The sequence below is a fragment of the Candidatus Zixiibacteriota bacterium genome (assembly GCA_034003725.1).
In the GTDB taxonomy this organism is placed as follows: Bacteria; Zixibacteria; MSB-5A5; order GN15; family FEB-12; genus WJMS01.
This window is the reverse complement of sequence record JAVEYB010000006.1, coordinates 153,016-176,091: the sequence shown is the minus strand read 5'-3', so window position 1 is coordinate 176,091 and position 23,076 is coordinate 153,016. Positions and strand designations below refer to the sequence as shown.

General features: G+C 59.4%; 17 protein-coding genes. 12 read left to right on the top strand and 5 right to left on the bottom strand.

The window, feature by feature from the left end; genetic code table 11:
• Positions 1-4: 4 nt before the first annotated feature.
• The 7 genes from RBT76_09070 to RBT76_09040 all read left to right on the top strand — a co-directional run bounded on the left by RBT76_09070 (position 5) and on the right by RBT76_09040 (position 7,892).
• Positions 5-880, top strand: coding sequence for an MBL fold metallo-hydrolase (locus tag RBT76_09070; protein MDX9857928.1), 876 nt, complete (start codon positions 5-7; stop codon positions 878-880).
• Positions 881-1,282: 402 nt separating this feature from the next.
• On the top strand, positions 1,283-1,972 hold the full coding sequence (locus RBT76_09065; GenBank protein MDX9857927.1) for a GTP pyrophosphokinase family protein: 690 nt from the start codon (positions 1,283-1,285) through the stop codon (positions 1,970-1,972).
• A 426-nt stretch (positions 1,973-2,398) separates the two neighbouring features.
• On the top strand, positions 2,399-3,211 hold the full coding sequence (locus RBT76_09060) for a hypothetical protein (GenBank protein ID MDX9857926.1): 813 nt from the start codon (positions 2,399-2,401) through the stop codon (positions 3,209-3,211).
• Positions 3,212-3,242: 31 nt separating this feature from the next.
• Complete coding sequence (locus RBT76_09055) at positions 3,243-4,415, top strand: NAD(P) transhydrogenase subunit alpha (GenBank protein ID MDX9857925.1); 1,173 nt, start codon at positions 3,243-3,245, stop codon at positions 4,413-4,415.
• A 21-nt stretch (positions 4,416-4,436) separates the two neighbouring features.
• Positions 4,437-4,745 (top strand): NAD(P) transhydrogenase subunit alpha, encoded by a 309-nt coding sequence (locus RBT76_09050; protein MDX9857924.1) that lies wholly within the window; start codon positions 4,437-4,439, stop codon positions 4,743-4,745.
• A gap of 271 nt (positions 4,746-5,016) precedes the next feature.
• Positions 5,017-6,435 (top strand): NAD(P)(+) transhydrogenase (Re/Si-specific) subunit beta, encoded by a 1,419-nt coding sequence (locus tag RBT76_09045; protein MDX9857923.1) that lies wholly within the window; start codon positions 5,017-5,019, stop codon positions 6,433-6,435.
• Positions 6,432-7,892: an aminotransferase class I/II-fold pyridoxal phosphate-dependent enzyme gene (locus RBT76_09040; GenBank protein ID MDX9857922.1), complete on the top strand. Its 1,461-nt coding sequence runs from the start codon at positions 6,432-6,434 to the stop codon at positions 7,890-7,892. Before RBT76_09045 ends, RBT76_09040 begins: the two co-directional genes overlap by 4 nt.
• Positions 7,893-7,952: 60 nt before the next feature.
• Here the strand turns inward: RBT76_09040 and RBT76_09035 are convergent, their stop codons facing one another.
• From RBT76_09035 to RBT76_09020, 4 genes are all read right to left on the bottom strand, one after another.
• Positions 7,953-8,618, bottom strand: coding sequence for a response regulator transcription factor (locus RBT76_09035; GenBank protein ID MDX9857921.1), 666 nt, complete (start codon positions 8,616-8,618; stop codon positions 7,953-7,955).
• A gap of 19 nt (positions 8,619-8,637) precedes the next feature.
• A complete protein-coding gene (locus RBT76_09030) occupies positions 8,638-9,825 on the bottom strand; it encodes a sensor histidine kinase (GenBank protein MDX9857920.1) in 1,188 nt (395 codons plus the stop codon).
• A gap of 405 nt (positions 9,826-10,230) precedes the next feature.
• On the bottom strand, positions 10,231-10,902 hold the full coding sequence (gene ric, locus RBT76_09025; GenBank protein ID MDX9857919.1) for an iron-sulfur cluster repair di-iron protein: 672 nt from the start codon (positions 10,900-10,902) through the stop codon (positions 10,231-10,233).
• Between the two features lie 28 nt (positions 10,903-10,930).
• Positions 10,931-12,262 carry an NnrS family protein gene (locus RBT76_09020; protein MDX9857918.1) on the bottom strand — a complete coding sequence of 444 codons (1,332 nt, stop codon included), beginning with the start codon at positions 12,260-12,262 and terminating at the stop codon, positions 10,931-10,933.
• Between the two features lie 620 nt (positions 12,263-12,882).
• Between RBT76_09020 and RBT76_09015 the strand changes: the two genes are divergently transcribed.
• Positions 12,883-13,752 (top strand): hypothetical protein, encoded by an 870-nt coding sequence (locus RBT76_09015; GenBank protein MDX9857917.1) that lies wholly within the window; start codon positions 12,883-12,885, stop codon positions 13,750-13,752.
• Between the two features lie 42 nt (positions 13,753-13,794).
• On the opposite strand, the gene RBT76_09010 is transcribed toward RBT76_09015, so the two are convergent.
• Entirely contained in the window at positions 13,795-14,898 is a 1,104-nt protein-coding gene (locus tag RBT76_09010; GenBank protein MDX9857916.1) for a leucine-rich repeat domain-containing protein, read from the bottom strand.
• Positions 14,899-15,268: 370 nt separating this feature from the next.
• Here RBT76_09010 and RBT76_09005 point away from each other — a divergent pair, with 370 nt between their 5' ends.
• The 4 genes from RBT76_09005 to RBT76_08990 are packed head-to-tail and all read left to right on the top strand — an operon-like array spanning position 15,269 to position 23,075.
• Positions 15,269-16,213: a substrate-binding domain-containing protein gene (locus RBT76_09005; GenBank protein ID MDX9857915.1), complete on the top strand. Its 945-nt coding sequence runs from the start codon at positions 15,269-15,271 to the stop codon at positions 16,211-16,213.
• Complete coding sequence (locus RBT76_09000; protein MDX9857914.1) at positions 16,203-17,735, top strand: sugar ABC transporter ATP-binding protein; 1,533 nt, start codon at positions 16,203-16,205, stop codon at positions 17,733-17,735. The genes RBT76_09005 and RBT76_09000 overlap by 11 nt, the downstream gene beginning before the upstream one ends.
• Positions 17,732-19,096 (top strand): ABC transporter permease, encoded by a 1,365-nt coding sequence (locus RBT76_08995; protein ID MDX9857913.1) that lies wholly within the window; start codon positions 17,732-17,734, stop codon positions 19,094-19,096. Before RBT76_09000 ends, RBT76_08995 begins: the two co-directional genes overlap by 4 nt.
• A 40-nt stretch (positions 19,097-19,136) precedes the next feature.
• A complete protein-coding gene (locus tag RBT76_08990) occupies positions 19,137-23,075 on the top strand; it encodes a glycoside hydrolase family 38 C-terminal domain-containing protein (protein ID MDX9857912.1) in 3,939 nt (1,312 codons plus the stop codon).
• Position 23,076: the final 1 nt, after the last annotated feature.

Sequence of the window (23,076 nt, the reverse complement as noted above, 5' to 3'; positions counted from 1 at the left end):
GTTGATGGCCCTGAAGGCTGTTCTCTCTATTGCTGTCGTTATAGCCAGCATCTCTTGGGCTACGACCCGGGTCGGGGCAGCCCAAAACTCCGGCACTGCACAAGTCATTGATTCCAACACTTCCAGCTCGATCCGGTCGCTGCTTCAGCAACCACTGGGGAACGATGAGGCATATGTTTGGTATCTTCTTCACTGCGGCTATGCGGTCAGAACCGGGACTAAACTGCTGATTTTTGACTACGTGCGCTCGACGCGCGACTTCCCGGATACTATATCAGTGCCATCGCTGGCAACCGGGCGAATCAACCCAGCCGAAATCGGAGACCTGGACGTATATGTATTCGTTACCCACAGCCATGAAGATCACTTTGACTCGATCATTCTCAACTGGCAGAAGGAAGTCGACCGAGTGACCTACATCTTCGGATGGCAGGCCACTGATGACACCAGTCATTACCATCTTGTCGGTCCGAGGGCGTCGCTTCAAATCGGCAATATGGATATATATACAATCAACTGCCTGTCGGGCGTCCCGGAAGTGGCGTATCTGATCAGAACCGACGGCCTGACCATTTTCTTTCAAGGTGACTATAAGACCGATTCGATAGCCGACCTTGATTACTTGCTAGAACAATGCGACTCCGTAGACATGGCCTTTCTTGGGTCGCATACACGACGGTGGGGCGAGGCTTCGACGAGAATATTGAAAATAATGGCGAGACTGAAACCTGAAGTCGTTTTTCCGATGCATTATGGTGGGAGAGAGCAAGCCTATAAAGAATTTTTTGAAGAGTGCAAAGAAAATGGACTTGAATACCTCATTGAATGCCCGGAGAAACCCGGTGACATGTTTCGGTATCCCCGCAGCAGTGCGCCTTGAATCGAAAGGAAAAGTGAAAATCGGTCACAATTTGGTCACAATACAGTGTAAGTCCTTGTTTCGCAACGCGAGTATGGGGTTCAATTTCCCCACCTCATTAAATGTGGCCGATAGGTCAGAATACATGTGTGCAGCTGTCGACAACGGCGAAGAGATCTCCCATTCGATCGACTCGGGCTTTCCGACAGTTGTCCGATTTCGGTCAGGCGTCTCGCCCGACGATCGTGCGAGATCAGCATTGCGCTTCACCCCGCTGCGCCAGGCAATCGGTCGGCCTCCACTGAACAATCACCGACCCTCTTTCACTCCACGTCACCGGCTTGCCTATTCCGGCGACTCGCCGTACGTTACGAATGCCCAACAAACGGGACAGCGAAATGCCGGCAACACGAGGTGAGCATAATGGACTCTATCAATCGCTCCAGAGAGACTTACTTTCTAGATAAGCTGTTGGATCAAACGTTCGGTGAGGAAGCCTCGGAGCAGATCCGCGCGTTTTTGTCAACAGAACACATCTACGTATCGGCGACCCGCGAGATAGTGACCAAGCTGGAGAATCTCAACGACGAGTTCAAGTACAGCCAGCATCACAACCCGATCCATCAGGTCACGGCGCGCGTGAAGACCCCCAGGCGGATAGTGGAGAAGCTGGCTAGAAAGGGCCACGAAATGACCCTGGCGTCGGCTCGGCAGAACATCCACGACATCGCAGGAGTCCGCGTGATTTGTTCGTATGTCGACGATCTGTATCTGGTGGCCACCTTGTTAACATCGCAGAGCGATATCGAGTTGATTCGGGAAATAGACTACATCAAGAACCCAAAGCCTAACGGTTATCGCAGCCTGCATCTGATTATTGCCGTACCTGTATTCATGTCATCAGGCCCCGAGTCGGTCAAAGTCGAGATTCAACTCCGCACCATTGCCATGGATTTCTGGGCGTCGCTGGAGCATGAGTTGGCGTATCGTCTTGCTGACAAACAGACAGAGCAGATCACCAGGGAGTTGAAAGACTGCGCCGACGTGATTTCGGCGACCGATATGCGGATGCAGAAGCTATACAACGCGGTTATTCAGTCCGGACTTGGGTAGTCTGCACTCATGCGCGCGCCTGCGGATTCCGAGGGCATCGCCGACGCATTAACTGAGCTGAAAGAGTTTTTCCACGAATGTCTGACCGCCGCGGATCTAGGGAAAACCCCTAATTTCCACCGCGCCATTTTCGTACCCAGCCTCATCCTCTGATACATCAATCATAAGTCAATGACCGAAACGCGCTAATCCGGAAGTCACCCTGTCTTTCCTGATTAGCCTCTCCGATTATCCGGTGGCGCCCGATAGCCGCGCCACGGCAGATGCCGTTACTTCATGACAAATGAAACAAACGAGCCAAAAGTCGCGTCCGCGAGCAGCATCACAGCCAGGGGCGAGTGCCCCGGTTGGCACCCCTCCGGGGTGGTAATCGGAGTGAACAGGCGACATTGGTTCATGCGCACACCTTAATGGAGGTTTCAGATCATGAAGGGTCAGCGAGTTGAAGCACGGGTCCTGAAGCAGCACGGTGCCACCACCGATTTGCTGATCAGGGCCGGAGATGCGGTTGTGCAGGCAACCTACTCCGAACTGGCTCCCTGTGAGTTTCCCATCTGGACACCGACACCGGTGCAGGTCGAAGTTCCTTTTGACGGTGTCAAGCGGCACGTGGCGGGTCTATCCTCGGAGAGTTTTCCTCACAAGCTTGCCGACGGTGGATTGCCGAACACGGTCAAGTTTCCCGTCTATTCCCACCAGGCGGCGTCGACGCTCGAGGCGTATGAGCATCTCGGTCGGGGAGCCCACGGTGCAAGTCGTCCGGGCGGCGCCATGTCTCGGGAGCCGCTGGTGGCGCTCGGCGTCTCCGCGTCAGGATATACGGCCGACGACCTGCGCATCGAGTTCCACTGTGTGTTGCCTTTCTGGCCCGATGACACCGCGGTACTCGTAACGCTGAACTGGTATGACGGCGAACCGAACGAGGGGACGCCCAATCCGGAATGGTATCTTCGCGGCACCGAAGGGATGCCGTTCGAGCAGGGGCTTCGGTCCATTCAGGAACTATCGCTTTTGCCGGCTCATCTGACGAACCAGCGTTACAACCTCACGGTGTCGCCCTGGAAGCTGGGCGAGACTCTGCTCAACGACCCCGGTCACGAGGTCAATCACAAGATCTGGCAGCGCGAATGGCGTTTTTCGAGTCTTGACGCCTTCAACGGGGCGCTCGCGCGTGTTTGCGACGGGCTGTTGGGGCGGGTGACGACGGAAGAGCAATCGCTGGCCGGGCAGCGGGCCTGAGGAACGATCAAACAAAAACAAGGAGATTACCATGCGTATAGCCATTCCCAAAGAGATTCTGCATGCCGAAAGACGCGTTGCAGCCATTCCGGAGACAGTGGAGAAGTTTCGCAAGCTGGGATATGAGGTAGCGGTGCAGTCGGGAGCGGGAGCGGGTATTTTCGTGACCGATGCGGCCTACGAGAAAGCCGGTGCCGAGATTGTATCGAAGGTTGAGGATCTGTTCAGCAAGGCTGACGTGATCCTGAAGGTGAAGCAGCCGATTTTCAACGAGGAAGTCGGGAAGCACGAAGTGGACATGATGCCTTCGTCAGCTATCCTGGTGACCTTTTTGCATCCGGCCTCACCGGACAGCCATGAGATGGTCCGCAAGCTTGCCGCTCGCGGCATCTGTTCGTTCACGATGGATGGTATCCCCCGGATATCGCGCGCGCAGCGCATGGATGCGTTGACCTCGATGAGTACGGTGGCCGGTTATCGGGCGGTGCTCGACGCGGCCGAGTATCTTCCGCGGTTCCTTCCGATGGTGGGGACGGCGATCGGCGCGATAAAGCCCGCGACGGTACTGGTGATCGGCGCCGGCGTTGCGGGGTTGCAGTCCATTGCGACGGCCAAGCGACTCGGTGCGGTCGTCAAGGCATGGGACATCCGGGAGTCGGCCCGACAGGAAGCGTCCAGTCTCAACGCGAAGGTCGAGGGTTTCGATGTTCCGGCCGAGCTGGCGATTGCCGAGGGCGGCTATGCGAAGCAGCTTCCCGACTCCTGGCTGAAGAAGGAGCAGAAAGCGATTCGGGACATGGCCCATGAGGTCGACATCATGGTTCTGTCGGCCCTCGTTCCCGGTTCACTGGCTCCCACCATCGTGACCGAGGAGGCGGTGGCGTGTATGAAGCCGGGTTCCGTGATCATCGACATCTCCATCGACCAGGGCGGGAACTGCGAACTCACGAAGCCGGGACAGGACGTGGTCAAGCACGACGTTCGCGTGTGCGGCGTGCAGAACCTTCCGGGTCGTATGCCGATGCAGTCGTCGTGGCTTTACGCCAACAACATGTACTACTACATCGAGAACCTGTTCAAGAAGGGATCCCGGACGCCCGATCTCGCCGACGAAATCGTCCAAGCGTCGCTCGTTACCAAAGACGGCAGCATTGTCTACGGGCCCGCGCTTGAGGCTATGCATGAAACCGTGGCGGCGAAGTAATCGACCCAAAGGAGAAGTACCGTGGCTGATCTACTACTGATGCTGACCGTGTTTGTCGTGGCGTTCGGAGTGGGCTATTTGCTCATATCGCGGGTTCCTCCGCTGCTGCACACGCCGCTGATGTCGATGACGAATGCGGTATCGGCCGTGACGATCCTGGGCGCCATCCTGTTGTTCACGGTGCCGTCGGGAACGGGTTTGAGGCTTGTCGGCATGCTTGCGCTTGTGACGGCAGCTTTCAACCTGATCGGCGGATTCGTGATCACGGACCGGATGACGCGTCTGTTCAAGACGCACGAGGATCCACACGTGAAAGGCGAGGACCGTTAAATGGCGTTTCACAGTCGCCGCCGCGTCCAGGGCTCCCGTCTGCGTGACATCGGATGTCCGTTGTCGCGGTGGCGGGCCCCATCTCGACCGCCACAGGGCGATCCTGGCGTACCATTCCTGGCGCGGCGCGGCTGTGAAGCACACGTGAAGTACCGCAACCAAATATCTGCTCCGATCGGGCAATCGTGTCGGAGGTTGGAACGAGGCAGTGGTGCACGCCGTGCACGTACCGAGGAGCAGCTTGATCGGGGTAATACGCATGGATAATACTTTGAGACTCGTTCTGGAGCTGGCGATTATCGCCTTATTAATCGTCGGCATTCGACTGTTTCGCACTCCGCGTGGTGCTCGATGGGGCAACCTTACCGCCTCGGTGGCGCTGCTGGGCGCGATTGTGTTGGTTCTGTCGACCCATACGATCCATGGGCTCTCGTGGCTGGCCGTGGCGCTGCTTGTCGGCGGCGCAGTCGGTATAGTCGTTGCCGCGCGGGTGACGATGATACAGATCCCGGCCATGGTGGCATTTCAGCACGGCGCCGGCGGCGTGGCGGCGTGCACCGTCGCGCTGGTCGAGTTGACGCGGTCGCACGCGGAGATGACGGCGCTCGGGGAAGTGTCAGGATATCTCGGGCTGGTGATCGGGGCAGCCACCTTCAGCGGGTCGATGCTGGCGAGCGCCAAGCTGGCTGCGAAGATCCGGCAGACGCCGACGATACTACCGAATCACAACGCCGTGTTGTTGCTCGTACTGGCCGTGATTGCGGGTCTTTGCGTGGTAGCAGCCGCAACGTCGCCTTCAGGCGCCATTCCCGTGCTGATCGGCATTCTTGTGGCGTCGATCTTTCTCGGCTGGGTATTCTCAGTCCGGATCGGCGGCGCCGACATGCCGGTGCTGATCTCGTTTTTGAACGCCACAGCGGGACTGGCGGCGGCGTTTTGCGGCATCGTGATCCAGAATCAGCTGTTGATCGCGTGCGGGGCGACGGTCGCGGCTTCGGGTTCGATCCTGACGGCGGTGATGTGCAAGGCGATGAACCGAAGCTTCGTGCGCGTGCTGTCGGGCAACAAGGCGGCGCCGGCAGCGGCCGGGCACCCGGCGGTCGCCGAGGAGAAGCCGTCGGTCACACGGGTCGTTCGGAGCTTTTCGGATGCCATGGCTGAGGCGAAGGACGTTCTTCGGCAGGCGCGCAGCGTCATTATCGTACCGGGATACGGGATGGCGCTGGCCAAGGCGCAGTTTCTGGTGGCGGATTTGTGTCGCATCCTCATGCGCATGGGGAAGAAGGTCAGTTTCGCGATTCACCCCGTCGCGGGTCGCATGCCGGGTCATATGAACGTTCTGTTGGCTGAGGCGGAAATCGATTACGACTTGCTTCGGGAAATGGACGAGGTCAACCCCGAGTTTGCGGATACGGACGTGGTGCTGGTAATCGGGGCGTGTGACGTGGTGAATCCGGCGGCCATCATGAAGGCTGACACGCCGATTTCGGGCATGCCCATTCTCAACGCGCACAAGGCGAAGCGCGTGCTTGTGTTCAATCTCGACGAACGGCCGGGTTACTCCGGGGTGCCGAACTCGCTGTACGATGAGCCGACGACGCTGTTGTTGTTCGGAGACGCCGCCAAGTCGATCGGGGACGTATTGGAGAGTTTCGAGCCCGTTGGTCGTTTGGAAGGAGCGAAGGTATGAGTATCACCACGAAGCATCTCAACGAGCGTTTGCTTCAGGCGGAGTATGCGGTACGCGGGCCGATCGTTCAGCGGGCACAGGAGCTGGAAGCAGCCGGGCAAAAGATCATCTACTGCAATATCGGCAACCCTCAGGCGCTGCAGCAGAAGCCGCTGACGTATTTTCGCCAGATACTGAGTCTTGTCGAGTACCCCGATCTGCTGGAGAATGCCGACGTGACGCGGCATTTTCCTCGGGACGTCGTGGAGCGGGCGAAGTCGATCCTCGCGCGCCATCCGCACGGCACCGGGGCGTACAGTCAGAGCGCGGGTATCCCGTTTATCCGGAACGCAGTGGCGAGCTTCATCGCACAGCGTGACGGCATTCCGGCCGATCCCGCCGCGGTCATCATGACCGATGGGGCCAGCAAGGGGGCGCAGGCGGTTCTGATGGCGCTGATCAAGAAGAGCAACGACGGCTTCATGATTCCGATTCCGCAGTACCCGCTGTACAGCGCGAGTCTCGAGCTTTACGGCGGCCGGCAGATCGGCTACCTGCTTGACGATGACGAGCACTGGCAGCTCAACGAGACGACGCTCGAGAAGAGCCTGGAGTCGGCGAAAGCGAACAAGATCAATCCGGTGGGGATCGTGGTGATCAATCCCGGAAATCCTACGGGTGCGGTCCTGACGGTGGAGAATATCCAAATGATCATCGCGTTTGCGCGTCGGCACCACCTGTCGATAATCGCGGACGAGGTATATCAGGAGAACGTCTACGCGGCGGGACAGCAGTTCCATTCGTTCGCCAAGGTGATGGGTCATCTCGGGGTGACCGATGTGCCGCTGTTCAGTCTGCACTCGATCTCGAAAGGGTTCCTTGGAGAATGCGGCCATCGCGGAGGGTACCTGGAGATTCGCAACGTGCCGGACGACGTGTTGGCGCAGTTCATCAAACTCCAGTCCATCAGCTTGTGCGCGAACGTACCGGGCCAGATTGCGGCCTATCTGATGGTATCTCCACCGCAACCCGGAGAGCGGAGCTACGAGACCTATGTCGAGGAGCGTGACGCGATACTGACGGAGTTGAAAGCCAAAGCGCTCATTCTCGGCGAGGGGATCAACAGCATTCCCGGCATGTCGGTGGATGTCCCACAGGGCGCGATGTACGCCTTCGTCCGGTTCGAATTGCCCGACGAGCGCGGGGTCGATATCGGGCGGATGTCGCCGCGCGAGCTGGCGGCCTATACGGAAAAGCGGGAAACCGACTACTGTCTCGCCCTGCTTGAGAAGACGGGCATATGCGTGGTGCCCGGTTCCGGATTCGGGCAGAAGCCGGGCACATATCATTTCCGCATGACGTTTTTGCCGCCGCGCGAGGAGATCCAATTGCTGATCGAACGGCTGAGTGACTTTCACTGTACGTACACAGGCGCCCGGGTAGACTCTGCGGGCGTGACGGCGATGTCACGCTGCTGATGGACGGCATGCGGCAGCCGACGGGCTGCCGCATGTCCTGCCGAGGGGGGCAGGAGATTGCTATGACGACGAGTCGTCGGACAAATCGAGCGAGGTAAGTCCTTCGCGGATCGCGAACTTCGTCAATTCCGCCACGGTCCTGATATCGAGTTTCAGCATGAGGTTTTTGCGGTGCGTTTCCACCGTTTTCCGACTCACGTTGAGTTTGGCGGCGATATCGGCGGTGGCAAACCCTTCCGCAATCATCTGCAGGACTTCCCGTTCGCGTGCGGAGAGTTTCTGCAGGGCGGAGCCGAGGGCGGGCGACAGTCGATGCGCGTAGTCCTCGACGACGACATCGACGATATCCGGACTGAGGTAGCGGCCGCCCCGGGTGACGATCCTGATCGCCTCGCTGAGTTCGGTGAAGGCGCTGTCTTTCAGCACGTAGCCGGAGGCCCCTGCGGACAACATGCCTGCGACGTACTGTCGGTCGGCGTGCATCGAGACGGCGAGGACCTTGATGTTGGGCATTTCGGTCTTGATCTGCCGGGTAGCCTCGATTCCGTTTAATTCGGGCATACCGACATCCATCACGACCAGATCCGGGGAGAGTTCACGACAGAGGCGCACCGCCAGTCGCCCGTTGTTGGCCTCACCGACGATCTCCATGTGCGGTTGTTTTTCGAGCAGGACGCGGAGGCCCTCGCAAAAGAGCCTGTGGTTGTCTGCCAACAGAATCTTCATCGGTCATTCCTCCACGAGTTCATACCACGGTCCGTTCCGCAGCCGGTACCCACAAATGGACCCGCGCGCCCTTGCCGGGACTCGACTCGATGGTCAGTCGTCCGCCCAGATGAGCGAGCCGTTCCCGGATACTGAATATCCCGAACCCGCCGCTCGCGGATGGATACCGATTCTGTTGTTCGGGACCGAAGCCCACGCCGTTGTCCTCGATGCAGACATGCACGGCATGTTCTTCGCGCTCCAGGCAAACGCGCACTTCGGTGGCGCTGGCGTGTTTGACGGCATTCGTCAGGAGCTCCTGAATCGACCGGAACAACATGACCCGGACGCCTTCGCCGAGCAGGAAATTCTGGTCGGCGCCGACGACCTCGATGGTCATTCCGAACTGCTTTTTGAAGTGGTCGCACAGCCACACAATCGCCTGGTAGAAGCTCAGTTCGTAGAGGATGGGCGGGCTGATTTCGGCCGTAATCGAGCGGGCCTCGGCAATGATCTGCTGGACGAGCGTCAGGACATCCCCGACCCGTTCCTTGAACGCCTCGGGAAGGACGTGTCGCAATGTCTCCAGCTTGAGTTTGGCAAGAGCGAGGCCCTGGCCGATGCTGTCGTGCAGATGCAGAGCCAACCGTCGGCGTTCGCGTTCCTCGGTCAACGTCAGCTCAGACGCCAGCGAACGAAGGTGCTGCTGATATGTCGCGAGCTGGAGTTGGGATTCTTTCAGCGAGTAAGCCTCGGCGAGCCGGCGAGCGACGATTGTCAGCAGGCCTTTTTCCTCGACGAGAAAGTCGGGTTCCGAGCCATCGGGCAGCGGCTCGAAATAGCCCACCTCCAGTGTCCCTATTTTTTCTCCGACTGCCAGAATATCTTCCTGTATCAGACAGATCGGCTCGCGATAGCTTGAACTGCGGTAATCGCGGTTTTTCATACTGATCCGCGCGCAGGCCAATTCCGGATATTGCCACGCGGAAGGCAGAACGTTTACGATTTTCTGGAAGACCTCAGTCAAATCGACGATTTTGGTCTCAAAGAGAGTCGATACGGAGTGGATGACTCCCAGCTCCTTGATTCGTTCGGCGAGCTCACGTGACCGTAAATGCAGCTCGTGATCGAGTCCTTTTCGGCTGCCCGAACCGGCTGCGGTTGTCTCCTGTGCGCGGGCGGGGCTTGCCGGGAGATCGGAGGGATTTCGGGGGTTTTCTTTCGCCATACAGATACTAATAGAGTACAATGTGCGGAAACTGTCAAACGCTTTTCGGTGAGGCAGCCGGCGGGCGGGATTGCGGAGTGAATCGACTGCCTTTCGGGCAGCTATTCGACGCGATGTTATTCCCGGTGCCTGGTACATGCCGGCCGCAGCGGGGCACACGGAAGGGGCGTCCCTCGATCAGCTCGACTGGTCAGGCATGACCTCGCAACGCCGGTCATCCGGTCGTGCAGTCCGCGTACCGCATGGGGCACGGCTCTCGATAACAGCAGGGCACACGAGGTATCACCATGCAGCGAACCCTGTTGGGAAAGGTGATACTGCTGTCGGGCGAGGGTTCGCTGCTGTTTTACCTGAGGCCGAAGTGAGGATCACGCGTCGAAGGAGCGCATCGGCGCCGGTCCTCGTTCAATTCTCCAAGGCACGCGGAAAGAGAATGTTGTTTTCGAGGTGAATATGCACGTGAAGCGACTGTTCGAGCGCTTCGAGGCCCTTCCACAACGCCCTCCAGGTATTGCAGGCTTCGAGCGGCACTTCGAAGTCATCGGTCAGTTCGCGCAGCCGCCGAAGGGCGATGCCAACCGATTCGTGCTCGTGTTCCATGACCGCAATGGGTCCATTGGTTAGCGCACCCTGTCCTCTCAGGATCATGGGGAACAGAATCTGTTCTTCTTTGGCCATGTGATCCTCCAATTCCGTCTTCAGGCCGGCATAGACGTCGACCAGTTCGGTCAACCGCCCGGGGTCTTTATCGTGATGAACCTCGAGCACCCGGGCGGCCATTTGCTGCAGGCGCGGAAGTTCCTCGTCGAGCGGACGATGATACGTGTCGAGGATATGCTGGATCAGTTTGTCGAGCGGCCGGGTGTCCCATCGATGAACCTGCTCGTCGGCAGACGATAGTTCCTGTCGGATCTCTTCAACCACGCGGCCGACATCGAGACCCTTTTCTCCGCACACATCCTTCAGCGGCCGTCCACCGCCACAGCAGAAGTCGATACCATAACGCGAGAAGACGCGAGTAGCGAGCGGGTGCTCGGTGGCCAGCGATGCGACGGTTGATTCCGTGGAGATGGTCATGAGTAATATCCTCTTGTGACTGGTTAGGCTATACGATCTTATTGCGTACGCGCATTCCGCCGGAAATGCCTCTGTGCGAATCAAACGGCGGCGACGGTCGCGAATACATGAGGCGGATCAGGTGTACACCCCAGACGGCTATTGCAGTAAGCTCCAGCAGTCCGCTCACGGCGATCAGCTGAAAGGCGGCGGGAGCATGGTCGGTCGCAATCTGCAGGATAACGCGGAGGGAGCAGCCGACATTGATCAGTGCATACACGCTCCGCAGCGAGGGGAGATCTTTCGCATTTAATCCCTGAAGGAACGGAACAACTCGGGCGGCCACACCGAGAATCATTTGAGAGACGAAGCCGACCGTGATAGCATGCCGTGCCGCGCCGAAGTACGCATGCGAGAAGGCCATATCGCTCCAGCCGGAGTAAAGGGGCGTCAGCAGGGTGAGGGTGAGCGACGCGAGCAGCCAACCGAACGCGGTCGAGATAAACTTTGCGCTTCGGTCGGGCGGTTTTGGCAATCGCCATAGCCTCCAGGGAATTATCAACCAGGCGACGGACACGAACAGCAGCAGTCCTGCCGCCCCTCGCACGACGAGCGCCAGCATTGATCCGGTCGAGATGAAGACAGGATGGGCGACCACGGCGAGCAGCACGGCCAGGTTGACGAGGATCAGTACGGTCAGGCTCTTCCGACTGTCGGTAGCCTCAGTCCGGTACACGCCCGGCAAGATGCGCTGGCTGACACCGAGAATCATCACGAGCGCAAAACCGATTATCTGTACGTCGCGTAGAGGAGCCTGCCAGGTGGCCACCTGCTGGAGCAGCGCCGGTCGGCTCGGCGCCCCGACGGTAATCGCGAAATGGACCGCAGAGAAGACGACCGCAACCGTCAGCCAGAACAACGACGCCAGTATATACAGTTCGATTACGGAGACAGGGGACAGCGATTGTCGAACTGTCCTGACGACAATCAGTACAAACAGGGCCACGGCGACGATTTCACTGACGCTGCCGAATTGGCCGACAAGGCGGCCCCAGGCGGCGTCCCAGTAATACCCGCCGACGAGCCGGCCGAGGATACCGACAATCATGAGGCCGAAGACCCAGTCAACCAAACTGGGTCCCCACACTTTTGTCTGGAGGAAGCGGGGGAGTATCTGAAGAGTGAAGCCCATGATAAACAGGCCGACCCAGCCGAAGACCTGGGCATGGCCGTGGGCGTTGATCAGATGAAGCGACACTGCGGTAAACGAGCCGGCTTCGCTGATCTGCCAGAGGAGATACGCGCCCCAGCCGGTCCCGACAGTCAGCGTGCAGACTATCGCGGAGGAGAAAAACGGTCGGTGGAGTCGAATTGCATTCACGTCTGGTACTCGCCCTACATGGTAACCGGTCGGTCGCTCGAATCGAGCGACATGCTATTTCGTATTTCGGACTCCGTTATCTTAAATAATCTGGACCCGGTTGTCAACTGCAATCTGAAGTATGTGCAGAAACCGGCCTGTCACGATTTAGTATTACAAGCGTAACTATTTGACATATAATAAGATGTCGAGATCTGCCGGGATGGCGATAACTTAGATATTATCGATCCAATATTCTCAACGAAAACAGTTGGGCGGGAGGAGAGCGGCGCCGCGCTGGATTCTGCCAACCCGGAGCCACTGTACTCTGTTGCATCGGCCGTTTTCGGGGTCCGCTGCCCCGCCGTTCGGGCGCGCCTATTGCACGTGCGGTCACATCCGGTTCACAGCAGTGGAGGCAACTATCAGGTTCGACGGTTGCAGCGCACGCAGCTGCGCCCTGTCAATCGACCTTCCGGTAACGATGGCTGCAACAGCGACAGTCGGTTCTCACGTGCAGGTCCTCCCGGTAGTCGGCTAGATGCCGGATTTGACTTAAGTCAAAGCCTCCAGTGGCGGGCAACCGCTTTATGCGAATCGGTTCGATTCATATTCACACATCACAACTTCAGGAGAGTACCGTGCAGCTGATCAACAAATGCATTGGTGTCCTGTGCCTCGTGGTGGTGGTCCTGGTCACGGGCACGGCCTCGGTTCACGGCGACGGGGAGGCGATGGTCGATCATCACGCAACCCTGCCTGCGTCGCTTGAGCAGTATTATCCGCCGGTCAGCCCGGCGCCGGCGTATCTGCTTGCCATGATGAGCATGTCACAACCGTTTTCAGCGATGGTGAGCGACGCGCTCGAAGGCGACCTGGATCATGTCGCGGGTGATTTCGACGCCTTCAGAAAGGCGTATCTCGGCGCCGCCGCGATGGTGCCGGAATGGACAGACCGTTACCCGGTTGAACCTGTGGATCGGCTTGCCGAGGCAGTTGCGACGCGGGACATGTCGCAGATCATGCCCGCAGTCGAGGCGGTCGGCGCGGTGTGTCACAGCTGCCATCTGTCGACCATGGCCCCGGTACAGCATCGGTTTCACTGGGGGAGATTCGCTGATATTGCGCTCACCGATCCGCTGAGCGGCGCTGATGTCAGCTATGCCCGTCTCATGCTGATGATGGAGACAAACTTCAGCGGTATAGGCGCCGATCTGGCGCAGGGTCAAATCGAGAATGCCCGGGCGCAGTTTGCGGGGTTCAAGAGCCGGTTCGAGACGTTTGGCGACGCCTGTATGGTGTGCCATGAGACGGAGCGTCACTATTATGTCAGCGACGATATTGACACGTTGATCGCCGCGCTCGAATCAGAGCTCGTCAAACCCGAAGTGGACGCCGCACGAGCAGGTGAGTTGATGCAGTTGATAGGTCGCGAGAGCTGCTCGAAGTGTCACCTCGTTCACATTCCGGCGGCGTATGCTCAACAGGCGGCACGGGCGCACTCACGGTGATATCGAAGCCGGCTTTCGGATTCGAAGGGCGCGGCTGTCTTTTCAGTTGACCACGATCACGCCGCGATCACGAAGCACCGCGATCAGACTGTCGGTCGTCGATGCGGCCAGCGGGTTGCCTGTCAGCCAGATCGTGTCGCCGGTTCCCAGTCCGGCGTTGTACGTCAACGGCAGGATGTCGTCGATGTGGTTCCGGGCGAGACTCAACCGGTCGAGCCCGGTCACGTTATACAGCGCATTAACAAAGGCGATCTCATTGTCATCGAGCAGCAGGCTTCGCAGTGTCGCATTGTCCGCCAGTGGCGCCATATTCCAGATTTCGTTGCTGCTGAGGTTCAACTCCAAGAGGTTTTTCATCCCGGACAATGCCGCGATGTCGCTGATTGCATTGGCGTGAAGATCAAGGGTATCGAGCAGGACCAGACTCTGCAGCGGTCCGATGTCGGCCAGGCCGTTGTAGCCAATATTGAGTACTCGCAGACCGACGAGCCCGGAGAGTGGACTGATGTCGGTCACGCGATTGTTCCATAGCAGAAGCCGCCGCAGGTTGCGGCAGTGTTCAATGCCTGAAAGGTTTCGTATGTGCTGACCGGAGGCATTGACCGACCAGAGCGCCAGCATATCGGACCGGAGCACGTCGCCGCCTGGCTTGCTCACATAAAACCGAACAACGCGTTCGAGCGCCGAATCGGCAAATGTGACGGCATAGTCATCGAAACAAACTGCCTGCGCGACATTCGACAGGCCCGACCAGTTGCCGGCTTCGTCGGCTACCCTGATCGCGAAGTAGTACGTTGAGTCGGCCATCAGCCCGGTAACGGATACCGAGTCTCTCGCGTGTGCCGGACCCGGTGCGGGCAGACCCTGCACGGGCAAAGTCGAGTCCCAGTTATCGAAAGTGATTTCGTACTGCCAGTAGCGCAGATCATAGACGGCAGCCACCCCTGAATCGCCATCATCACCGGTGGCTGTCCACGCCAGGCTGACCCCGGTAGGAGTCATCGCCGTGACTATCAGATCGGCGATAACAGCCGGTTCGGTGTGGTCAAGGCTCTCATCTTCGCCCGAAATATCTCGTTCGCTTTCAGCACAGCTCAGCCAGATCAGGACAGAGAAAGAGACGATGGAGAGAAAGACTGTTCTCACTAGGCGCCAGCAACCCCGCACGCAACACCTCCGAGAAAGGGGAGTACATTATCTAATATACGGTTTTTCGAGTACATTTGCAAAGTGAGGCCGATGTCCTGCAGGCGGGATGTTGACGGCGCATTTCCGTCATCTCCCTCTACGCCATAACTCTCGACACGACAATGCGATACAGCGCTCCCGGAGGTTGCATGCCGGGTGTCCGCCCGCGCAGGTCGCGTCATCGGCGGGTGTTGCGAGCCATTGGTCACGCGTGAGCATCCTGTGCAATTGCGGTCTTCGCCGCGGTCAGTTATATTCACTGCCAGTTGAGATGAAGACGGTCGCAGCCGCGCGGGCCGAACTGGAGCGGCAAACGGCGAGGGTTGGTATGCTGAGAATTTCCCGATGGGCGGCGACAGCCGCGTTTGTGCTGTTGGCAGCCGGGTGCGGCGACTCCACGGAGAAGGCAAACACCCGGGATACGGGCGTCACGAAGACCGACATCACGATCGGCGTCAGTCTGCTCACACGTACGCATCCATTCTATCAAGAACTCGAAGCCGGCCTTCGCGAGGCCGCGCAGGCCAACGGCTATGAACTTCTGATTACCGCGGGCGAGTTTGATGTGGCGCGGCAGAAGGATCAGCTCCAGGATTTCATAATCCAGAAAGTCAACGCTATTGTCGTCTGCCCGTGTGATTCCCGCTCGATCGGCGAGGCGATCAAAGCCGCAAACGAGGCGGGGATACCGGTGTTCACGGCCGATATAGCCTGTCTGGCGGAGAACGCCCGGGTGGTGACACATGTCGCCTCGGACAATGTGGCCGGGGGACGGCTGGCCGCTCGCGCCCTGATCGATGCGCTTGGCGGAGAGGGCAAGGTGGCGATTATCGATCATCCCGAAGTCGAATCGGTCATCCAGCGCGTGAAGGGGTTTGAGGAAGAGATCGCGACGGCGCCGGGAATGACGGTGGTCGCGAAGCTGAGCGGGCGCGGAGTCAAAGACCAGGCCTTCCGAACGGCCGAGGACATACTTCAGGCACATCCCGATCTGGCGGCGATTTTCGGTATCAACGATGATTCGGCGCTTGGGGCGCTGGCCGCGGTTGAAAAGGCAGGCAAGTCAGGCAGGGTGACGATTGTCGGGTTTGATGCGGTGCCCGAAGCGCGCGAGGCCATCAAGGCCGGGAAAATTTACGCGGATGTGATCCAGAAGCCGCACGAAATCGGCGTGAAGACGGTCGATGCAATCACGGCGTACATGTCCGGCCACGACGTTCCGCCGTCGGTCCTGATCCCGTGTGATTTATTCACGCAGGCCGATGCGGAATAGCGACACCAGCACTCGACCGCCCGGCGGCGACGACCGGAAGCCGGCAGTATCGCCGCTGCTGTGCGTCCGCGGAATACGCAAGGCGTTTCCCGGCGTGCAGGCGCTCAGCGACGGCTCGTTTGAGCTGCTCGCCGGGGAGATTCACGCGCTGGTGGGGGAGAACGGGGCAGGCAAAAGCACCCTGATCAAGATACTCACCGGAGTGCAACAGGCGGACAGCGGCGAGATCTGGATTGGAGAATCGCCCGTTCGATTCGACTCGCCGCTCGAGTCGTTCCGGCGCGGCATCGTTGCCATCTACCAGGAATTCTCACTCATTCCCGCCCTGACGGTGTCCGCGAATCTCTTTCTCGGTCGGGAGCGGGGCCGTGCGGGCATGCTTCGACGAACCGACGAGCGGCGAGAGTCGCGCGCCGTGCTGTCGAGACTCGGATCCGCACTTGATCCCGACACGCGCATCGCAGACCTGTCGGTTTCGGAGCAGCAGCTCGTGGAAATCGCGCGGGCGCTTCTGGCGGAGGCCCGCATTCTTATCATGGATGAGCCGACCGCCGCACTGACCCCGCGCGAGGTGGAACGACTGTTCGCCGTATTGCGAGAACTCGTGCGCGACGGTATCGGTATCGTGTTCGTCAGCCACCGTTTGAACGAGGTGCTGGAGATATCGGATCGCGTGACCGTGATGCGCGACGGTGTCACGGTGGCCACCCGGCCGACATCGGAACTCTCCCGGCGGGAGCTGATCGAATTGATGGTCGGTCGTTCTCTTGAAGAAGAGTTTCCGCCCGGCGCGGTCGAACACGGCGCGGTCCGGCTGGCCGTATCGGGTCTCACGGGCGGGAAAGTGCGCGACGTGTCGTTCAGGGTTCGCGCAGGAGAGATACTCGGCATTGCCGGCCTGATGGGGGCCGGTCGCACGGAACTAGCCCGCCTTATCTGCGGCGTCGATCCCCGCGAGTCGGGAGAGATTCTGCTGGATGACCGGCCGGTGCACATTACCTGCCCGCGCGACGCTATTCGCACCGGCATTTGTCTGCTCAACGAAGATCGCAAGGGGCAGGGACTCGTACTGTGCTTATCGGCCCGCGACAATTTCTCTCTGCCCAACTTATCCCGCTGGTCGCGATTCGGCCTGCTCCAGCTGACGGACGAGGCCGAGGCGTTCGACACGCGGGCGAAATCACTGGCGATCAAGCTGTCCGGACCGCACCAGCGCGCGGAAAACCTCTCCGGCGGCAATCAGCAGAAGCTGCTGGTTGCGCGCTGGCTCGAGACCGACTCGCAGGTTATCATATTCGATGAGCCGACCCGCGGAATAGACGTCGGGGCGAAATACGAGATGTACGTCATTATCAGGCGACTGGCGGCACAGGGCAAGGCGATTGTCCTCATCTCGTCCGAATTGCCCGAAATCCTCGGCATGTGCGACCGGGTGCTGGTGATGAAAGCGGGGCGTGTCGCCGGAGAACACGCGATAGTCCCCGGTCTCACGCAGGAAGACATAATGGCGCTGGCCGTATGAGTCACATCACGCGAAAAGCTCGACTGTCGCGACTGCTTTCCGATTACGGAATGCTGCCGGTGCTGATACTGCTCGGTGGGCTCTTTTCCGTTCTTACACTGAAAGAGCAGGCCGTCACCGGCGAAGAGGGCGCAGAGCAGATTGTGCGGCATCTCGAGCACATGGACGCATCCGCGGGCAGTCTGCTGGTGTGTGCGTCCGGCACGCGCGACGAGCAGGACTTTGCGGCTTCGTTGTCGCGACTGGGCGAGCAGCGCGGATGGCGCGTCATCACGGCGACCGGGGATCCATCGACTATCCGCGCCTCAGTCGCGGCCCTCGATTCTTCGGGACAGTCAATCCAGCATGTCGCGACAACCTCGGCGTCCCGTCCGGTCGTTGAACAGATTTTGGCGCAATTCGATGGATTCGGTGGGGCGCCCGTTCACAGCCCGGAGAGCCGGCGATGGCCGACATTTCTTCTGGCGGACAATCTTCGCAATGTTGCCAATCAGATAACGGTGATCGCGATCATCGCAATCGGCATGACGATGGTAATCATCACGGCGGGGATAGATCTCTCGGTCGGCAGCCTGATCGCCCTGTCGGCGGTCGTAATCGCATGGGTAATCGGACCGCTGGGCGGGGCGAATGTCTCGACGGTCGGCGTGATTGTGGCCGCGCTGGCGGCCATGGCAGCATGCGGAGGGATCGGCGCATTCAGCGGGTTGATGATCACGGCGTTTCGTATTCCACCGTTTATCGCCACGCTCGCCATGATGCAGGTCGCAGCGGGACTGGCCTACATTATTTCAGAAGGGAAACCGATCTACCAGCTGCCGGACTCGTTCGTGTGGCTCGGTCGGGGCGCCGACCCTGTTTTTGATGTACCGGTCGCCGTGATTCTCATGCTTGCGCTGTATGCGATCGCCTGGGTGGTGATGGAACGATCGGTTCTGGGAAGGTACATATACGCGGTGGGAGGCAATCCGGAGGCCGCGCGGCTGGCGGGCATACGAGTCAAAGGCGTGCTTCTCTTCGTGTACACGCTGTGCGGTTTGCTGGCCGGACTGGGCGGTATTGTCATGGCCTCTCAGCTCAAGAGCGGTGCGCCGACCTACGGCCTTACCTATGAATTGTACGTTATCGCCGCGGTGGTCGTGGGCGGCACCAGCCTCAGCGGAGGAGAAGGGAAGATTATCGGCACGCTCATCGGCGCCCTCATAATCGGCGTGATTCAAAACGGCATGAATCTCACGAATATCGAAAGCTATACGCAGAAAGTGGTACTGGGGCTGGTCATTCTGGCGGCGGTGCTGTTCGACCGGCTCAAGCAACGCGGCTTCAAGCGCGGATTGGGGTTTCTGAAGTCGCCCGTCTAGAATATCAGGTGGTGTATTGTCTCTCCGGAAGGAGCATATCATGCGAACGGGAACAGTTCTTGCAGTCATCATGTGTCTCGCACTCTCGGGTGTGGCCGGTGCGCAATCGCCTGCCGGGAAGCAGTCGAAGAAAAAACTCGGGGTGGTTGCGACCGCTCACCTCGACACGCAGTGGCGGTGGACGATCAAAAACACGATCGAGGAATACATACCCAATACGCTTCACGACAACTTCGCGTTGTTGGATCTCTATCCCGATTACATCTTCAGTTTCGAGGGCGCGTTCCGCTATATGCTCGCGCAGGAGTATTACCCGGACGATTACGAACGACTGAGAGGGTATATCGCCGACGGACGGTGGCGCGTGACGGGCAGCTGGGTAGATGCGGTCGACGTCAATATCCCGTCGTTCGAGTCACTCGTGCGACACGCTCTGTACGGCAACGGCTTCTACAAGCGGGAGTTCGGCAAACAGAGCTATGACATTTTCATGCCCGACTGTTTCGGATTCGGCTATGCGCTGCCGTCGATAGCGAATCACTGCGGGCTCAAGAGTTTTTCCACGCAGAAACTTACCTGGGGCTGCTCGGTGCCGGTGCCGTTCTCGATCGGTCACTGGAGAGGAGTCGATGGATCCTCGGTAGTGGCGGGACTCAAGACCGGCAACTATGTCGCGACATTCCGCGACGATCTCTCGCGCGACACGGCCTGGGGCGCTGTCATCGATGAACTCGGCGATTCCGGCGGATGTTACGCGGGCTACATTTATTTCGGTACCGGCGATGTCGGCGGCGCGCCGGACTCGCTGTCGGTTGACTGGCTGGTCAGGTCGATTCACAGCGACGGCCCGCTCACGGTCGCCAGTATCGGTGCGGACGATTTGCCTGCGCTGATCAATGAGTTCCCCGGGGCGACCTTGCCCGAATACGACGGCGAGCTGGTTATGACGCGGCACGGCGTGGGCTGTTACACGTCCCAGGCTGCCATGAAACGCTGGAACCGAAAAAACGAACTGCTGGCGGATGCGGCCGAGCGGGCCGCAGTCACGGCGACGCTTCTCGGCGGGTACGCGTACCCAAAACGGATCCTGCACGACGCGTGGGTGCGATTCTTATGGCACCAGTTCCATGACGATCTGACGGGGACATCGATCCCCGAAGCGTACGAGTTTTCGTGGAGCGATGAGCTTCTTTCGCTCAATCAATTTGCGGGCGTTCTTACGTCGTCGGTGGCGGCAATCGCACCCGCTCTGGACACACGCGGCGAAGGACATACCTATGTCGTCTATAATCCGCTGTCGATAGAGCGAAGCGATGTCGTGGAAATCCCACTGGCGCGTGAGAGCTTGCCGCACGGTTTTGTGCGCGTTTTCGGCCCGGACGGCGCGGAAGTGCCCAGCCAGGTTGTCATGGGCGACGACGGACCCGCCAGCGTGCTGGTCCGCGCGGATGTGCCGCCGGTGGGATTGGCAATCTACGACGTCCGCTCCACGGAGTCCGGATACGAGCAGGAAGGCGGCGTGACGGCAACACCGGCGGGTCTGGAGAGCGAGCGGTACAGGCTGACCCTGAACGCCGATGGCGACGTAGCCTCGATATTCGACAAGAAAGCGGGGCGGGAGATGCTCGCGGCGCCCATCGAGTGGCAGTTGATCTTCAACAAGCCCCGTCAGTGGCCGGCATGGGAAATCCAGTACGAGGACTTGCTGGCCGGACCGCGCGGGAAAGTCGAAGGTACTCCTTCGATAGAGGTTCTCGAAAGCGGATCCGTGCGCGGGGCGATCAAAATCACGCGGACACACGGTGGCTCGGAATATCAGACGATCATTCGTCTCGCCGCGCAGGACGATCGGATTGATTTCGTCAATACGGTCAACTGGGCCGAGAAGGAGACGTTGTTGAAAGTCGCCTTCAAGCCCGCGTTCGCCAACGATACGGTGACCTACGATCTCGGGCTGGGCACGATCGCGCGGGGTATCAATACGGAGAAGAAGTACGAAGTCCCCGGGCACCAGTGGGCCGACATTTCATCACGCGACGGTTCCTATGGCCTGACCGTGATGAACGACTGCCGGTACGGCTGGGATCATCCGGACAGCGGCACGCTTCGACTCACCCTGATCCACACGCCGGGCGTTTTTGATTCATGGAGCTGGGTAGGAGACCAGAGTTCACAAGACTTGGGCATACATCATTTCACGTTCTCGCTTGCGGGGCACGAACGCACGTGGCGGGAGTCCGGCGCCGTGTGGCAAGCCGCGCGGCTCAACCAGCCGTTGATTGCGTTTTCGGTTCCGCAGCATCCGGGAAAGCTCGGCAAGTCACATTCATTGCTTGCGGTCGGCGGAGACGGTCAGGTGATGGTCAATGCGGTTAAGATGGCCGAGAATTCGGATGAAGTGATCGTCCGTGTTCGTGAGTTGGCAGGACGCCCGGCCGAGCACGCGACAATCACATTCGGTCGCCCGGTCGTATCCGTTCGGGAGGTCAACGGTCAGGAGGAAGAGATCGGCGCCGCAACCGCCGACCGAAACGAAATAGGATTCTCTCTGTCGCCATATCAGCCCAAAGCGTTTGCGGTGCGGCTGGGACAACCTCGGATGCTGATGGTGGAAGGACGCATATCGCAGCCGATCGAGCTTCCTTATGATCTCGACGGTATTTCACTCGACGAGAATCCCACCGACGGCAATCTGGACGGCGACGGTAACACGCTTGCGGGCGAGTTGTTGCCCGACCGACTCGAGTACGACAACGTCCAGTTCGCATTTGGTCCCACTTCACCGGGCGCGGCCAATGTCGTGACCTGCACGGGCCAGGAACTGACGCTGCCGTCGTCGCCCGAGAGTTCACAATGGTCGGATGTATATCTGCTCATGCTTGCCACCGGGGGGCCTGCCGAGGGGGAAGTCACAGTCGTGACGGATGGGGGAAGTCGGCGGCAGACCGTTTCCTTGTACGAATATACCGAGCCGGTGGGCCAATGGGACAATCGCATGGTGAATGGACGGATGGTCAGCGACCGTTCCCAGATCGTCCCGGCATATATCAACCAGACCCCGGTCGCGTGGGCGGGAACGCACCGTCATACGGCCGCCGGGAAAAACGACATATACAAGTTCACGTACGTGTATGGTTATCGCGTTCCCCTTGCAGCCGACGCACGCGCGATTATTCTGCCCGATAACCCCGGCATCAAGCTGATGGCTGCGTCGGTGGCGGGACCACAGCATGACGCAGTAAGGGCTGTCACACCGCTGTACGATGCCGCGTCGACTAACATCGCCCGAATTGCGGCATCAGATCCGATCTTCATCGACAGCACGATCGTGACCCTCTCCAGCCCGATGCCGGGTACGGTCGTGCGGTATACACTCGACGGCGGTGAGCCGGATGGGTCGTCCCCCGTCTTTGCGGGTCCCGTTCGCCTTTCCGAGTCGACAACGATCAAGGCACGGGCGTTTGGTCCTCGCGAGAGCGGAGTTACCTCCACGTTTGCGGTGCAGAAACTCATCCCGCGTGCGGCCGTGCCGCTCGACGACCCATCCGCGGGGCTGCTCTGTTCTTACTACGAGGGTGAGTGGCAGAGGCTTCCCGATTTCAGTACGCTCACGCCGGTGAGCGAGTTTGTCACCAACACGGTCGCCATTCCGGAGAGCGCGCGTCCTGAGGATTACGCGCTGGTGTTCCGTGGCTTTGTCCAGGTTCCGGTGGATGGTTTGTACGAGTTCGGGATCAGTTCCGATGACGGCAGCGCGCTGTGGGTCGCCGATACACTGATTGCCGACAACGACGGCATTCATGGCGACGGCGAGATTGCCGGCAAGATCGCGCTCACGGCGGGGTACCATCCGATCGAAGCGCGGATGTTCCAGTGCAAGGGGGGACAGGCGCTTCGCGTTCTGGTAACCGGTCCGGGGATCGACAAGCAGGAGGTCGGCAAAAGTATGCTCTTCCACCAGTGGAAGGAAACGAGGTGAG